The organism is Bifidobacterium sp. LH_419 (assembly GCF_056356955.1).
Genome location: NZ_JBKEVG010000001.1, coordinates 325760 through 341026 on the forward strand (window position 1 = coordinate 325760; position 15267 = coordinate 341026).

Genomic DNA, 15267 nt, shown 5'->3' on the forward strand with positions numbered 1-15267 from the left:
CATGCCCTGGATCAACGATTCCGAATTCACCCATGCCTCCGTCTGCATGGCAAAACGTGACAAGAGCGGTCATATCATCACCCTGACCCGGCTTCTTGATTATCGGAAGAATCTCAATGGCGATGAATCGTTCACTTGGACATATCGTGATGACCGCAATGCCAAGCGGGCAAAGCAAACAGATCCAAACGACCCCAAAACGTTGTATCACAAGGATACCCTTGACACCCTTTATGACAAGGAAGAAGATTTTCTCTTCGTTCACTGGAAACCGAATGCGGATAAGCCTGAGCTCCCATTAATACGGAATCCGTACACGCACCCATACGATTCCGTTCCAGAATTCTATGAGGTAATCAACAGTCCGGCTAATAGTTTGCAAGAACTCCGCGATAATCTCCAGCATGGGTGGGACTATTCAGGAAAACCCACGAGACATGTCCTTGTCATCTATGCAGAGCAGAATGGCAAGCTCGACACCGTCCTGTTGAACAGAGATGATTTGGATTATTCCGGCAACCGTATCCGGTTGAAATTCACCGCCGCTCTGGGTGCCAACCGATACAGACTGAGCATCAATGACGTCACCCATCTTCCAGAGAATCCGTCGGACATCGGATATAGGCGCGCCATATACACCAATATCTCTCTGCCACGCGTAAAGAACAAAGTACTTGTCCAACCGCTATCAAGGTATGCCTTGCATTACATGCGATGGTATGTGGACAATGTCCGAGCTTTTGCTCCTGGAACCGACGAGCAGCGACTGGTCGAAACCATCAAAGAAGCATTTCAGGCGCCTGAACGTCTCAACGAATTCGATTCCCTGTTGTCGCCCGTGGATATACAACGTTTACGAACAACCATCGCTCGCTTCATATATGACGACAATCAGATGGCCCATCTCGTGAAAGACACTCTCGCCAGCGATGGCGCCTTCAAACGCGCTTGCATAGCGGCATGTCGCCAAGAGGTCCTATCCGAGTGGGAAGAAGAACGAAACAAACGAATCGCAGCTCTTAACGGTGAAATCGCCATGAAGCAGAAGGCGCTCGAACAGCGAATCCAACTCAAGCAGGGTGAGCTCACACAATTGGAAGAAAGCATTCGCTCCCGTTCCGAGTCTTATGAGCGGCTTGGCAATCTCATATCGCCATTGCAGGCTGAAGTCGATGAAGCAAATCGGGAGCTGGAGAATGCTCGTGCAGCGCTTACCGGTATCCACGAACAACAAGAATCCAAGCTGGCCGAACTTGAACAGCAGCGGAAGACCGTGTTAGATCGTCTGGATGAGGATGTCGCGCTGCGGCTCGGTCTGAAGGCCGTGTTGGGATCAGTCACGTCGGAGCATTCCGCCAGCACTCCAGCCGCGGGCGCCAATGCCTCCAGCACCGTCAACAATGAAACTTATCTCCTGTCGGCAATCACCTACCCGAAGATTCCGGCGCAGTATAGTGAGGAACGATTCACACGCGTGTTGTCGAACAATCTGCGTGCCTCCGGCATCGTTGACACAAGCAAGCCCAGGGAGTCTCCGAACGAGTTGGCGAGCGCCTGCGGGATCATGCTGTCGCCGGCACGGCTTCTGGCCGTGGATTCCACGTTCGCGGCGGATCTGGCCAACGCCCTGTCCTATGCGATGCGTGGCGAACCGGCCCGTCATGCGACGGTTCCGGCTGATTGGAACGACGCCCGAGCGTTGGATCGTCTGCTGTCGGATACGGGCGACGGCGTGCTGGTCTTGGACAACGTCTTCGACACGGTGAACGAGAGTCTGCTATTCGCACTGTCACGGCTCCATTCCGAATCGACGATCATCCTGCCGATCGGCGCATACGGCAATCTGCGGCTCGTCGCCGCCGAAGTCTGGGATCACGTGTTCTATCTGCCGACCGAACGGTATGTCAAGCTGCCGGCCACACCGACGACCATGCAGCGGTTCGCGAGCGCTTTCCATCGTTCTGAAACCAAATGGCAGATGGCGTTCGACACCGCCACCGCCATGCGGGAGCACACGTCGCTGCCGTTGTCCTCGTTGATGCTTCCGGCAGCCATCTCCGCCCGGTTCCCGATTCCCGGAGATGGTCGACGGTGGACGTCCGCCCATCTCGCCCTGCAGACCTATGCCGCCTTCGGTATGGAGCAGGCACGAGCCATCCGCATCGACGGCAAGGAACCCCCATTCGTCAAAGAATTGCTGGCACGCATCGAACGGGGCCGCAATGGCCGGTGATCTGTTGAGAACCATGGCAGGCGATCTCGGGATCCCCCGCATGCACGGCGAGGATGATACGCGATTCGTCTGCCGAGTCTCGTATTCCGCGCTCCGGTTCTGGATGCAGGCGTTCTGCCTTGACGACGGTTTCGGCGGCTCCTACGGAATCAGTAGGCCGACCATCGCACGCAAAAGCGAGGCATGGCTGCGTAATCTGGCGGGCCTGTACCCGGGCGTACTCGATTGGTACGACCACGGTGCCGGTATGCGGAGGAATCTGTCGGATATGGTGCGGACGTTGACCGACGTGAGCGACCTCGTCGAAACCGGCGACGGACTGTACCGTTGCACGGCGCGGCATACGGTTCCGCTCGGCGCGCAGTGCTCCATCGTACTGGGATCGGCCGATCCGACGAACCTCAACCCTACCGACGTGCTCCCGATGTCGGGCATGGCTTACCTCGCCGGCAAGGCGCCGTCGCCCTCGACGGCGCCTGTCGACGATGCTCCCCGGCACCGCTCGTCGAAAAGGAAAGCCGCCATCACTCCGACGGAGGATGGACGTTACATCACCATCGACCTGTCGCACCCACCATCCGGTTCCACGCAGGCCGCACGGTTCGACCTGCTGACATGGCCGACGTCCTCCGTCGACGACAGGTCTCGCAGAATCGCACGAGCGGAATACGCCCTTGCGCTCACGAAACTGCTTGAATCCGAAGGCTACGCCATCTCGCAGCGACGATCCTCCCACCCACCGATCAGAACAGGCACCGTTCGATGACCTGCTTGCCGCGCAATGCCGCCATCCAGTCGGCGGGGATTCCGTCCACGCCGTAGACGATGCCGGCAAGACCTCCGGCCACGGCGGCCGTGGTGTCGGTATCCGAACCGAGGTTCACGGCCTTCAGCACGCATGCCGCATACGAGTCCGTGGTGAGCAGGCACCAGATCGCGGCGAGCAGCGTATCCAGCACGTACCCGCCGGAACGGATCTCCGTCTCCGGCAGCGACGCCACGTCGGCGCGCACCGGCTGCACCTCCGCCAACGCCTGGACCGGCTTACGGCCGGCGATCAGCAACCGCGCGAACGCGACCAAACGCACGCAGGCGTCCATGCTCGTCGGATGGGCGTGCGTGATCGCGCTTACCGCACGGATCTCATCGTCGGTCGCGTCGGTGAACACGAGCGGAATCGTGCGCATCAGCGAACCGTTGCCGTTGTCCCACTCGCCGTCGCAGCCGCGGCCCGTCACCAGCGCCTCGACCGTGGTGTTGCCGATGTCGAACAGGCCGTCGACCGTGTACGCGTCATGCCGATACCAGTCCTCGAACCAAGCGCGCATGTCGCCCACGTCGATGCGCCCGTCGTCCGCACGGATCGAATCGCAGACAGCGAGCGCCATGCTCGTGTCGTCGCTCCATGTGCCGGCCGGCTGATCGTGCGTGCCGTGACCGGTCATATCTTCCGCGTGGAAGCTGCCGCGCCTCCTGAACTCGTAGGGCACGCCGAGCGCGTCCCCCACTGCCTGCCCGTACACGGCATCCCGCAACATCGCTGTCATGGCTATCTCCTTGTTCTTGTGAGCATTCAGCTCACGTCGTCAGCGGATTCCACGGTCACGAACAATCCCTGAGACGAGAATAAACCCCGTTCCCGAAATACCGGCACCGTACCATTACACTGGCAAACATGAGCATCCCTAACAACACATCCGGATGGCCGAAGCCGCCGCGGCATGACGGACGGTCCTGGAACGAGCCGAAGCACGCCGACGGCAAAGCCCGGCAGTCCTCCGTCAATGCGAACGCCCGCGGTGTGGCGAAATCCGGCAGGCGCGCGATGCCGTTCAAGGCGACCGGACACAAGGGCGGCATCAGCTTCCGCTGACGCCGCCGCAGGTCTTCCGACCATGACTGGACGCACACAAATAGGCGGCCCAGACGACCGTTCCGGAGTCTCAAGGCGAATGTGCATGGTTCGGATGGCAACGTGCATGGCTCAACCGGCAACGTGTATGGTTCCGGCGGCAACGTGCACAATCAGAGGCCGAACGTGCACGGCCATGCCGTGAAGAACGCGATATCCATGACATTGCCGCGATATTAGTTCGGCGGAATTCCAAGGTTTTCGCAAAACCAAGGATTCGCCCTGCAAATCGCTTTCAAAGGGACACCATGCAGGTTGGTCGTTTCCAACTACAGGTTGCCTCCGAAACCATGCACTTCCACGCTTCGACCATGCATATTGCCCTCTGAACCATGCACATAGCCTGCCGAATCATACGCATTCGTGTATCCCCGCGGCGGGTCCCCGTAGCGCGCTGCCCGCCACGGCACATCGCGATAATGGGACAGCAGCTCAGAAAACCACGGAGAGAACCGGGATAGCTTGCTTCGGAACCGGACGACGGATCCGCGAGCGCCGTTCCTTCACAGGATTGCCGGGAGTCCTTCATCTTCCTCGGAGCATGCGCCAATCCCCCGCCGGCATACTGGGCCCCACCAAGGCAACCACCTTCGGAAAGGAGCCGACCATGTTGGATCTCACCATGCTGGATTTCGCGGAACCGTGGCTCATCGGCGCGACCGGGCCGACGACCGACGCCTACGATCCGAGCGTCGACGCCTATACCGCCTATGGCGACGCCGACGCCGGCAACTAGCACCGGCACCGGCGTCGACTAGAACCGCGGGGCGTCGTGCCGGAACCGCAATCCGCCCCCGGCACGACGCCCACCGCAACATGGCCGATACGTCACGGCATTACCATCACGCGCCAGCGGGGCGGTTCGCGCAGACCACGACGCACCGGACATAACCGGACACATACGGCACGCAAAGGAAAGGCAGGCACATCCATGAAGATGCTCACCGTAGGCCCGAAGGACATCCACCAGTTCGACACGGTCGAGGAGTTCGCCAAGGAGTTCGGGCTCGGCCCGCGCGACCTGGTCGTCACCATCGGCATGATTCACGACGCGTTCCTCGAGCCCCATCTCAACGGCGCGCACGTGCTGCTCGTCGACAAGTACGGCAACCAGGAGCCGACCGACGTGATGATCGACGCGATCATCGAGGACGCGAAGGCGTTCGATTATGACCGCATCGTCGCGATCGGCGGCGGCGCCGTCATGGACATGTCGAAGATCGTGGCCGTGGCGGGCGGCGCGTCGATCGACGAGGTCATCGACCATCTGCCCGACTTCAAGCGCACGGTGGGTCTCGTGCTCGTGCCCACGACGTGCGGCACGGGCAGCGAGGTCACGGAGATCGCGGCCATCAACCGCACGCGTCTCGGCTGCAAGGCGGGCATCGCCGGCCCGGAGATGTTCGCCGACCATGCGGTGCTCATCCCCGAACTCCTGTACGGTCTGCCCGACCACGTGTTCATGACCAGCTCGCTCGACGCGCTCGTGCATTCGGTCGAATCCACGCTCTCCCCGAACGCGACCCCGTACACGCGCCTGTTCGGCTATGAAGCGATGCGCATGATCGTGGGCGGCTACCAGGCGATCGTCGAGGCCGGCGGCCCGGAGGGCGACGTCGACAAGCGCCGTGTGAAGCGCAACGAGCTGATGACCGACTTCCTCATCGCCTCCGACTACGCGGGCATCAGCTTCGACACGGGCGGCTGCGCGGCCGTGCACGCGCTGAGCTACCAGCTGGGCGGCAAGTACCATGTGCCGCACGGCGAATCGAACTACGCGATGTTCACCGGCGTGCTGCGCAACTACATGGAGATCAAGCCGGACGGCGAGATCGCGAAGCTCAACGGCGTGCTCGCCGGACTGCTCGGCTGCGACGTGGCCGACGTGTACGACGAGCTGGAGAGGCTCATCGACCAGCTGCTGCCGAAGAAGGCGCTGCACGAGTACGGCGTGACCCGCGAGGACCTGCCCGAGTTCACGGACCGCGTGATGACCACGCAGGCCCGCCTCATGCGCAACAACTACGTGCCGCTCGACGCGGCTCGCGTGCGCAAGATCTTCGAGGAGCTGTACTGACGATGACGCCCATCGAACTGACGACGCGCAGGCGGGTCACGGGATTGACTTCGGGCGAGTTCGCCCGCTTGTTCGTGACCATCGAACGCAAGGTTGGCGGCGAGTCCGCGCACTGGGACGCCTCCGACGTGGAGTCGTGGGAGCTGGTCGGCCCGCCCGTGACCGCCGACCAGCATCTCAACGACACGTTCGCCGCCGCGAACGAGTTCGTCGCGACGCTCGCGAAACGCCTGTACCGGATGATCACCCCGGCCGAGGAGGATATGGTCGTCACCGTGTTCGACGACGACGTGACCTTCTGGGCGGAGCAACCCGATCTGGGCGGCATCCCGCACGCCCTGTGGAATATCGCCGCGTTGCAGGCCATCGAATGGGTGCGCCGGGAGACGGGCGTCGTCTGCACGCTCGACGTGCGTCCCGCAATCGGCTGAGCTCGCCCGTCCCGTTCAGTACAATCGCATGCCCTGCGGCACGGGGGTGAAACCGGCCTGGTGGAGGACGTGCGTGTACTGGTTGCGTGCGTTCAACGGCACGCCGTTCACGTCGGCGAACGTGACCGTGCGCGCGGCCACGCCTCCCGCACCATCCGCGCCGCCGCGGCGCAGCGCGTAGGCGAGTTCGGTCAGACCGAGACGCAGCCTCGCGTCGGCCCCGGCGTCCGGCACGCCGCCGGCGAACACCGTCAGATGCTTCGATTTCGGTGTCGCATAGGCGACCGGCCCGCCGGCGGCCAGCACGACGATGCCGCCTTCGCGCCGCACCGGCTTGGATGCGTCCGCCGGCGCGGACGGCCAAGGCAATGCCGAGCCGTACAGGTTCGCCGGGTCAAGCACGGACAACGCCGCCGGCGAGCGCATATGCCCGAACGCCACGCCCGGCTCCCCCGGTCCACCCGACACCTCCGACGCACCAGTTCCACCGCGCCCGTCGTCTCCGGTCCGCCGCAGTTCGTCGACCGTCTCCCGTTCGGCGAATTGGGCGGCACCGAATCCTTCGACGAACATGCCGCGTGCGAGACGCCCGTGCTCCTCCATGCGTTTGAGCAACGGATACAGCGCGGGGAATCCGCCGGGCAGATTCTCCTTGTCGACCAGCGGCTGGGCGATGACGCCATACCTGTCGAGCAGAATCTCCACCAGTTCGAGCGCGCGCCGCTCGTCGCCGGCCGTCGGCGAAGGCTCCACGGTTCCCGTATCGTTCACGTCATCCTCGCCCGCCGCGGCGACCACGGACCACAGTCCGCTCATCGTCATCGGCGTCGCGGGCCGTATGCGGATGCGCCGACGCGACGAGCGCGACGGTGTGCGCACCTTGCGCGCGCCCGCGCCCAATGCGCGCACGGGTGCGAACGAGCTGTTGGTCACCTTCCCCTGCCAGACGAGCGACCACAGCACTTCCTCGAAGCGTGTCATATCCCACTCGGGCAGGAGGATCTCGCCAGTCGCGGCGTCGATGTCCGGCTCGGCGATCGTGGTCCAGACGCGTTTTGCGGCGTCGGCGAGCTGGGTCGCATGGTAGGCGCCGCCGGAGGATAGTGCGGTGAGGATGGCCGCGGCATAAGGATTCTTTCCGGTGGTCTCTCCCCCGGACTCCTGTTCCAGCAGGGGGGAGTCGGCGGGGTGGAAGGCGATGAGGCCGGGATCGGTGGGTTTCGTGCCGCTGGTCTTGGAACCGACCCATACCGCTTCGCCGCCGGCGAGCAGTTCGTCGAGCATGGCCGGCATGTATCCGGCGACGCGCGCCGGGAACACCGATGATTCCCAGACGGCGGCGGGCAGAGCCACGCCTTCGAGTTGTTCGATGACGCGCATCAGTCCGTCCGCGCCCTCGTATGTCTCGCCGCCGACCGGCCCGACGCCCTGCCGTTGCAGCAGGAACGACTGGAACGCCGCAGCCGGCACGGGCCGTATCGCCTCGCGCGCCTTGGCGAGCGACCGTGCGCGGATGCGGCGGAACACATCGCGGTGCAGCCATTGCGTCGGCCTGTTTCCCGCACGCTCCGGCATGTCCGCATCACCGTCGGCGTCCCCGGCATCCCCAGCATCATCCATGAACCGCCCGTGCAGCAGTTCGCCGCGCTGTTCGAGTTCGTCCAGCGCGTGCACGGCTTCGGTCGCGTCGATGCCGAGGTCGGCGATCATCCGGTCCGCGGTGAACGGCCCGTGGGTCTTCGCGTAGCGGGTGACGCGTCCAATCACGTCGTCGGCGGCGAGTTCGTTCCAGAACGTGCGTCCGGCGAGTTCCCGCGAGACGTCGGCGATCACGTCCGGGTCGAGCACGGCGCTCATGTCGGTGTTGCCGAGCAGCCGTTCGAGCACATCGGGGTCCATGGACAGCATGCGCACGCTGCGTTCGGCCTGCGGCACGTCGTACTGGTACATGACGGATCCGACGAAGCCGAACAGCAGGTTCTCGGCGAACGGGGACGGCGTTTCGGTGGCCGTGTCCTTCATGACGATGGTTCCGGCGTCGAGTCCGGTCATCAGGTCGCGCAGCGCCTTGAGGTCGTAGACGTCCTGGAGGCATTCGCGCGCGGTTTCGAGCAGCAGCGGGAAGTTGCGTCGCGTGCGTGCGGCGGCGAGCAGTTGGGCGGCGCGGAGCCTCTGCTGCCACAGCGGCACGCGCCGGCCGGGTTCGGTGCGCGGCAGGTAGAGGGAGCGTGCGGCGCATTCACGGAACCGTGCCGCGTAGAGCACGCTCTCCCCCACCTCGCGTTCGACGATGCGCGTGAGCTCGTCGGGGTCGAACAGGAGCAGGTCGCGTGCGGGGATGTCGCCGACGCCGTCGGGGATGCGGATGACGATGCCGTCGTCGGCCGCGTAGACTTGCCCGTCGAATCCGTAGCGTTGCTTCAGACGCGTGGTGATGGCCATCGACCATGGTTCGTGGACGCGTCTGCCATATGGCGAGTGGATGATGACGCGTTGGTCGCCTTCCTCGTCCGGGCATCGTTCGATGACGATCGTGCGGTCGGAGGGGATGACGCCGGTGGCCGCCTGCTGTTCGGCGAGCAGCCGGGCGAGGTTGCCGACGGCGTTGCGGTCGAGGCCGTCGGCGGCGAGGCGCGCGAGGACGGACGGGGCGAAGGATGGGGACGACGGTGATACCCTCTCAGTCCGCTTTGCGGACAGCTCCCCCTCGAAGGGGGAGCAATGTTGGTCGGTCGTCGTCATTGCTGTCCGCTTCGCGGACAGCTCCCCCTCACGGGGGGAGCGGGAAATGGTGAGGCCGGCGGCGAGGTCGCGGATGAGGCGGCCTTTGGCTTGACCGAAGCCGGCGTCGCGTCCGGATTCCTCGCCGTGCCAGAACGGCAGGCGCGCGGTGCGGCCGGAGGCGGGCGTGACGACGACCCGATCGCGCGTGATCTCCTGGATCTGCCAGGTGGAGGTGCCGAGCGTGATGACGTCGCCGACACGTGATTCGTACACCATCTCCTCGTCGAGTTCGCCGACCCTCCGTCTCCCTTGGTTGCCGTCCGCTTCGGGCAGGACGACCGTGTAGAGGCCGCGGTCCGGGATGGTGCCGCCGGAGGTGACGGCGAGCCGTTGCGCGCCGGGCCGCGCCGAGATGCGGTTCGCCTCGTGGTTCCACATGAGCGGCGGGCGGAACGCGGAGAACTCCTCGGTGTCGTAGGCACCGGTGAGCATGCCCATGACCGCGTCGAACATGCTCCGGTCGAGTTCGGCGAACGGCGCGGCACGGCGTACGGCCGCATACCAGGCGTCCGGATCGAGGTCGTCCATCGCGGCGGCGGCCACGGTCTGCTGGGCGAGGACATCAAGCGGGTTGCGCGGTATGGCCAATGGTTCGAGGCCGCCGGCGCGCATGCGTTCGATGGCGGCGGTGACGCCGATGATCTGTTCGCGCGTCAGCGGGTAGAACAGGGCGTGCGAGACGCCGCCGACGTGGTGGTCGGCGCGACCGACGCGCTGCAGTCCGGATGCGACGGACAGGGGCGGCGCGATCTGGATGACGAGGTCGACCGACCCCATGTCGATGCCGAGTTCGAGGCTGCTCGTCGCGACCACACATTTGAGTTCGCCGCGCTTCAGCCGTTCCTCGATCTGTTTGCGCCGGTCCTTCGACACGGAGCCGTGGTGCGCCATCGCGATTACGTCGTCCGGCTTGTGCGAGCCGACGAGCTGCGTGGTGCCGCCGACGACCGCGTCGTAGTGCGCGGCGAACCGTTCGCGCCCTTCGGGCGATCCCATGTCTGCCGCCGTGGGAGAGGTGACGGAGCCCCCGCTCCCCCGCCGTTCGGCGTACAGGTCGTTCAACCGCGCGGTGAGCTTCTCGGCGAGTCCGCGCGAGTTGACGAACACGAGCGTGGTCCGGTGGGCGAGGATCTCGTCGAGCACGCTCGCCTCGACCACCGGCCAGATCGACCCGCTTGTGCGGTCGCCTGCCGCGCCGATGATTGCCGTGGAGGAATCGCGGCCGGCGAGGCCTTTGCGTTCAGCGAGCCGTTGCATGGCGGGCGTCACGCCGGAGATGCGGGGCGCGTCGGCGCGTGCCGAATCGACGCCGCCGGCGCGGTTCGGCACGTTCGCGGAGGAGAGGTCGCGCATGTCCGTCAATGGTTCGACGACCTTCAGATCCATGTCGGGACGCGAACCGGGGTTCACGATCGTGACGGGCCGGTTTCCGCCGAGGAACCGCGCCGCTTCGGCGGGCGGGTTCACGGTGGCGGACAGGCCGATGCGCTGCACGGGCGCGCCCGCGGCGACGAGGCCGTCGAGCCGTTCGAGGCTCAGGGCGAGATGCGCGCCTCGCTTGGTGCCGGCGAGCGCGTGCACTTCGTCGACGATGACCGTGTCCACGGTCTTGAGGATGCGCCGCGCCTTGGAGGTGAGCAGCAGGTAGAGCGATTCGGGTGTGGTGACGAGGATGTCCGGCGGGTGGGCGGCGATGGCGCGGCGTTCCTTGGGCGTGGTGTCGCCGCTGCGCGTGGCGACGCGGATGCGCGGCGCGGGCAGGCCGAGTGTTTCGCATTCGCGGGCGATGCCGTCGAGCGGTGTTTCGAGGTTCCTGGCTACGTCGACGGCGAGCGCCTTCAGCGGGGAGATGTAGAGGATGCGCACGCCGTGGGCGGCACGTTTCTCGGAGGCTCCCATCAGGCGGTCGATGGCGGAGAGGAAGGCGGCGAGGGTCTTGCCGGAACCGGTAGGGGCGACGACGAGCACGTGCCTGCCGGAACGGATGGCCGGCCATGCCCCGCGCTGGGCTTCGGTCGGCTCGCCGAAGGCGCGCTGGAACCAGACCCTCGTGGGCTCCGAGAACGATTCCAATCCTTCGCACATATGTTCGATTATCGGCTCGGCCGCGGACACGCGACACACGCCCGCCCGGACCTCGGCCCGATGGCTCTGGCCGGTCAGTCCTCCACGTATTCGAGGATGTCGCCGGGCTGGCAGTCGAGGGCCGCGCAGAGCCGGTCGAGCGTGGTGAAGCGTATCGCCTTGGCGCGGCCGTTCTTGAGCACGGATACGTTGACGGGCGTGATGCCGATGCGCTCGGCGAGCTCGCCGACGCTCATCTTGCGTTTGGCGAGCATGACGTCGATATTCACGCGGATCGCCATTCAGATCACCGCCTCGAGTTCGTCGCGTTGCGCGATGGCGGCTTTGAGCAGGGACCTCATGACGAGCATGAGGAGAACGAACGCGGCGATGAGCAGCAATGCGACGACGCACACCGCGCTCATGGCGGCGGCGCCCATCGCGACGTCCGTGGCGACGCCTTGGGCCGGATCGTAGTATTCGGCGTGCGCGAGCAATCCGTAGAGCAGCACGAACAGGACGAGCGCGCCTTCGGCGGCGGCGCATGCGATGATGGCGTCGGCCCACGTGACGGCCTTGCCGGAGAACACGTCGCGCCGTCTGGCGAGCGTGAGCAGCCGCCACAGGGGGATCAGCGCGACCTCGAAGCACAGGATGCCAAGCACGCCGGCGATGGCGTACGGCCATCGGGCGGAGGCGAGCTCCGGGTACGCGGCGACGATGTCGCCGGAGAGTACGACCACGGCGCACTGCCCCCACAGGCAGATCAGTTCGAAGAGGACGATCATCGCCTTGAGCACGGCGATCGCCGTGGGGTGATACTCCTTCCAGAGCCGCACGTCGGGCACATCACTCCCGTCCGATCGATCGACGCCAGCCATATGCCCACCGCCTTCCTTATCGCATGCACCTGAACCCATCCATATGGGCACGGCACATCATTGCAATCGCACGACGATAATAACCTATCGAAATTCGATATGCAAATTCGGTGAAGAATCGTATCTTGATAATCATCTATCGTTTTTCGATAGCTTACGGTGAGGGCGAAGCACGACGAAGCGACGGACGGCCCGCCGCCCGCATCATCGAAGGAGCACGACATGAATCCGCAACCATCGACCACCACGCAACCACCCGTTACGCAACCACCCGCCACGCGGCCAACGACCGCACGGCCGTCACCCGCCGCCGCGAAACCCTCGACGCGGACCATCCTCACGCTCGCCGTCTCACTGCTCGTCGTCGTGGCGTTCGACCGTCTCGTCATCGCGGCGCCGTTCCGATACGCATCCCCGTTCATGCCGATCGCCGTCTTCTGGGCCGTCTGCGTGGCGGCGACGACCCTGCTGCACTGGCGGACGGCCTCCCGCCGCCCGCTGACGTGGTTCGTCGCCGCGGCCGTCGTCGCCTGCGCCGCCTGGACGGCGACGGACATGGCCGGCGCGCTCACGGCGTACGACGTCACCTATCCGCTCACGATGTTCCTGGCCGTGCCCGCGCTGCTCATGCTGCATCTACAGCTCGTGAACGGCCGGTTCGACGCATGGCGTCCCGCCGGCGTCGCGCTGCGCTGGCTGACCGGCTGGGCGGTGCAGCCGTTCTCCGGATTGGGAGCGTTCGGCAGGGCCGTCGCCGGAATCGCCCGCACCACCACCCACACCGTCCCGAACGGCGACCGTCGTCCGACGATGCGACGCGTCGGACTGGCGATGGCCATCGCCGTGCCGATGCTCGTCGTCCTGGGCACGCTGCTGGCGAGCGCCGACATGGTCTTCGCCTACGCCCTCTCCCGCCTCGCCGCGGACGTCGACGTGATGGCGTTCGCCTGGCATGCGGGGTTCGTGCTGACCGCGCTCCCGTTCATGTTCTCGCTGCTCGCGAACCAGGACATGCGCGATGGCGCGGTCGCCGGACTGTACGGCAGGCGGATCTCGTTGTCGTTGGATCCGATGGTGACGGCGATCGTGCTGGGCGCGGTGCTCGCCCTGTACGCCGTGTTCTGCGCGGTGCAGTTCGCGTTCCTGTTCGCCGGCGCGGGCCTGCCGGACGGCATGACGTACGCCGAGTATGCGCGTGGAGGGTTCTTCCAGCTGTTGCTGGTCGCCGCGATTGATCTGGGCGTGTTCGGCGTCGTGCTTTCCTACGCGCCGCGCACGCGCACGGTGACGGCGATGCTCGTCGCGCTCGTCGCGGCGACGGGCGTGATGCTGGTCTCGGCGGGCATGCGGCTCGGCCTGTATGTGGGCGCGTACGGGCTCACGTGGCTGAGGTTCGCGTCGTTGACGTTCATCGGCCTGCTGGCCGTGGTGCTTGTGCTGTGTCTCGTGAAGACGGCGACGGTGCGCATGCGCGTGGACCGGCTGCCGTTGGTCGCGACGTGCTTCGTCCTGTTCGTCGTCTGGTACGTCGCGCTCGGATGGTGCGATCCGATGGCGTTGGTCGACGCGTACAACGCGGCCCACGGGTTCGACGCGGCGGGCGCGATGGCGGCGATGTGACCGTCATGCGCGCTTGCGACGCAGGATCTCGTGCATGGCGACCATGAGCAGGAGGAACGCGAACAGATAGAACGGGAACAGGCCGATGCTCACGTACTGGGCGATGAGTCCGAACAGCGGCGGCATGAGCATGGAGCCGACGTAGGCGAACGCCATCTGCACGCCGATGATGGCCTGCGAGTTCTCCTCGCCGAAGTATCCGGGCGTGGAGTGGATGACGCACGGGTAGACGGGCGCGCAGCCGAGGCCGACGATCATGAGGCCGGCAAGCACGCCGATGTGGTCCGGCAGCGGGATGAGCATGGTGACGGCGCCGAGCGCGATGAGCGCCTGTCCGAGGCGGATCATCGCCGGGTCGGACAGCTTCATCGTGATGAAGCCGCTCAGGCCGCGGCCCACGGTGATGCCGATGCAGAACAGGCTGGCCCAGCGGGCGGCGGTGGTCTTGTCGATGCCCTGGCCGAGCACCATGTAGCTGGAGCCCCACAGCATGGCGGTCTGCTCGATGGCGCAATAGCACAGGAACATGATGAGGATCTCGCGCGCGCCGCGGATGGCGAGCACGCCTTTGAGGCCGAGCGGCTTGCGGGGCTCCACGGACGGGGCGCCCTGCGCGCCGTCACCGGAACCGGCGTCGGAATCGGAATCGGCGTCGGGCCCGGAGGGAGCCGGAGCCGCGGCCGCCTTGCGCGACTTCCACAACGGCAGGCTGAGGATGAGGATCGCGGTCAGGCCGATCTGCAGGAACCCGATGTACCGGTAGCCCCATGGCCAACCCTGCCCTCCGGCGAGCGCATGGCCCATCACGTAGGGGCCGATGAGCGCGCCGACGCCCCACATGCAGTGCAGCCAGCTCATATGGCGGCTCTCGTAGTGGATGGCCACATAGTTGTTGAGCGCGGCGTCGACGCCGCCGGCACCCAGCCCGTAGGGGATGGCGATGAGCACCAGCACCCAGTAGTTGGGGGCGACGGAGAAGCCGATCAGGGCGGCGGCGGTGATGGCGACGGATGCGGCGGTGACGCGGCCCGTGCCGAACCGCAGGGTGAGACGGTCGGACAGGAGCGCGGAGCAGATAGTCGCCGCGGAGATGGTCATCGAGATGCCACCCGCCCATGAGACGGGGGCGCCGAGGTCCTGGCTCATCGTCGGCCATGCGGCGCCGAGCAGGGCATCGGGCAGGCCGAGCGATATGAAGGCGACGTAGATGACGGCGAGCAGCAGGCTTGCCATGGTTTCCCTCCACTGTGACGGTCAATCGTTAT

12 protein-coding genes are annotated in these 15267 nt (G+C 65.4%); 7 read left to right on the forward strand and 5 right to left on the reverse strand.

Going from position 1 to position 15267, the window contains the following annotated elements:
• Position 1 precedes the first annotated feature (1 nt).
• A complete protein-coding gene (locus tag AC1AYX_RS01635; protein ID WP_476501857.1) occupies positions 2–2233 on the forward strand; it encodes a hypothetical protein in 2232 nt (743 codons plus the stop codon).
• A complete protein-coding gene (locus AC1AYX_RS01640) occupies positions 2223–2999 on the forward strand; it encodes a hypothetical protein (protein ID WP_476501858.1) in 777 nt (258 codons plus the stop codon). The genes AC1AYX_RS01635 and AC1AYX_RS01640 overlap by 11 nt, the downstream gene beginning before the upstream one ends.
• Here AC1AYX_RS01640 and AC1AYX_RS01645 read toward each other — a convergent pair.
• Positions 2977–3780 carry an ADP-ribosylglycohydrolase family protein gene (locus AC1AYX_RS01645; RefSeq protein WP_476501859.1) on the reverse strand — a complete coding sequence of 268 codons (804 nt, stop codon included), beginning with the start codon at positions 3778–3780 and terminating at the stop codon, positions 2977–2979. The genes AC1AYX_RS01640 and AC1AYX_RS01645 overlap by 23 nt on opposite strands.
• Before the next feature lie 128 nt (positions 3781–3908).
• On the opposite strand from AC1AYX_RS01645, the gene AC1AYX_RS01650 reads away from it, so the two are divergent.
• The 4 genes from AC1AYX_RS01650 (at position 3909) to AC1AYX_RS01665 (ending at position 6653) form a co-directional block, all read left to right on the forward strand.
• Positions 3909–4106 carry a hypothetical protein gene (locus AC1AYX_RS01650; RefSeq protein ID WP_476501860.1) on the forward strand — a complete coding sequence of 66 codons (198 nt, stop codon included), beginning with the start codon at positions 3909–3911 and terminating at the stop codon, positions 4104–4106.
• Between the two features lie 646 nt (positions 4107–4752).
• Complete coding sequence (locus AC1AYX_RS01655; RefSeq protein WP_476501861.1) at positions 4753–4881, forward strand: hypothetical protein; 129 nt, start codon at positions 4753–4755, stop codon at positions 4879–4881.
• Between the two features lie 195 nt (positions 4882–5076).
• Positions 5077–6222, forward strand: a complete 1146-nt coding sequence (locus AC1AYX_RS01660; RefSeq protein ID WP_476501862.1) for a 4-hydroxybutyrate dehydrogenase — start codon at positions 5077–5079, stop codon at positions 6220–6222.
• Positions 6223–6224: 2 nt separating this feature from the next.
• Positions 6225–6653: a hypothetical protein gene (locus tag AC1AYX_RS01665; RefSeq protein ID WP_476501863.1), complete on the forward strand. Its 429-nt coding sequence runs from the start codon at positions 6225–6227 to the stop codon at positions 6651–6653.
• Between the two features lie 15 nt (positions 6654–6668).
• On the opposite strand, the gene AC1AYX_RS01670 is transcribed toward AC1AYX_RS01665, so the two are convergent.
• From AC1AYX_RS01670 to AC1AYX_RS01680, 3 genes are all read right to left on the reverse strand, one after another.
• A complete protein-coding gene (locus AC1AYX_RS01670) occupies positions 6669–11522 on the reverse strand; it encodes a DEAD/DEAH box helicase (RefSeq protein ID WP_476501864.1) in 4854 nt (1617 codons plus the stop codon).
• A 74-nt stretch (positions 11523–11596) separates the two neighbouring features.
• The gene (locus AC1AYX_RS01675) at positions 11597–11803 is read right to left on the reverse strand and encodes a helix-turn-helix domain-containing protein (protein ID WP_476501865.1); all 207 of its coding nucleotides are present in this window, start codon (positions 11801–11803) and stop codon (positions 11597–11599) included.
• Positions 11804–12382: a DUF2975 domain-containing protein gene (locus AC1AYX_RS01680; protein ID WP_476501866.1), complete on the reverse strand. Its 579-nt coding sequence runs from the start codon at positions 12380–12382 to the stop codon at positions 11804–11806.
• Between the two features lie 222 nt (positions 12383–12604).
• Here AC1AYX_RS01680 and AC1AYX_RS01685 point away from each other — a divergent pair, with 222 nt between their 5' ends.
• A complete protein-coding gene (locus AC1AYX_RS01685) occupies positions 12605–14002 on the forward strand; it encodes a DUF4153 domain-containing protein (RefSeq protein WP_476501867.1) in 1398 nt (465 codons plus the stop codon).
• Between the two features lie 3 nt (positions 14003–14005).
• Here AC1AYX_RS01685 and AC1AYX_RS01690 read toward each other — a convergent pair whose 3' ends face one another.
• Positions 14006–15235 (reverse strand): MFS transporter, encoded by a 1230-nt coding sequence (locus tag AC1AYX_RS01690; RefSeq protein WP_476501868.1) that lies wholly within the window; start codon positions 15233–15235, stop codon positions 14006–14008.
• Positions 15236–15267 lie beyond the last annotated feature (32 nt).

What these genes read in the sequence shown, in the direction of transcription:
- AC1AYX_RS01670 (WP_476501864.1), bottom strand. Translation starts at nt 11,522, where the DNA reads ATGTGCGAAGGATTGGAATCGTTCTCGGAGCCCACGAGGGTCTGGTTC.
- AC1AYX_RS01680 (WP_476501866.1), bottom strand. Translation starts at nt 12,382, where the DNA reads ATGGCTGGCGTCGATCGATCGGACGGGAGTGATGTGCCCGACGTGCGG.
- AC1AYX_RS01635 (WP_476501857.1), top strand. Translation starts at nt 2, where the DNA reads ATGCCCTGGATCAACGATTCCGAATTCACCCATGCCTCCGTCTGCATG.
- AC1AYX_RS01690 (WP_476501868.1), bottom strand. Translation starts at nt 15,235, where the DNA reads ATGGCAAGCCTGCTGCTCGCCGTCATCTACGTCGCCTTCATATCGCTC.
- AC1AYX_RS01645 (WP_476501859.1), bottom strand. Translation starts at nt 3,780, where the DNA reads ATGACAGCGATGTTGCGGGATGCCGTGTACGGGCAGGCAGTGGGGGAC.
- AC1AYX_RS01650 (WP_476501860.1), top strand. Translation starts at nt 3,909, where the DNA reads ATGAGCATCCCTAACAACACATCCGGATGGCCGAAGCCGCCGCGGCAT.
- AC1AYX_RS01675 (WP_476501865.1), bottom strand. Translation starts at nt 11,803, where the DNA reads ATGGCGATCCGCGTGAATATCGACGTCATGCTCGCCAAACGCAAGATG.
- AC1AYX_RS01685 (WP_476501867.1), top strand. Translation starts at nt 12,605, where the DNA reads ATGAATCCGCAACCATCGACCACCACGCAACCACCCGTTACGCAACCA.
- AC1AYX_RS01660 (WP_476501862.1), top strand. Translation starts at nt 5,077, where the DNA reads ATGAAGATGCTCACCGTAGGCCCGAAGGACATCCACCAGTTCGACACG.
- AC1AYX_RS01655 (WP_476501861.1), top strand. Translation starts at nt 4,753, where the DNA reads ATGTTGGATCTCACCATGCTGGATTTCGCGGAACCGTGGCTCATCGGC.
- AC1AYX_RS01640 (WP_476501858.1), top strand. Translation starts at nt 2,223, where the DNA reads ATGGCCGGTGATCTGTTGAGAACCATGGCAGGCGATCTCGGGATCCCC.
- AC1AYX_RS01665 (WP_476501863.1), top strand. Translation starts at nt 6,225, where the DNA reads ATGACGCCCATCGAACTGACGACGCGCAGGCGGGTCACGGGATTGACT.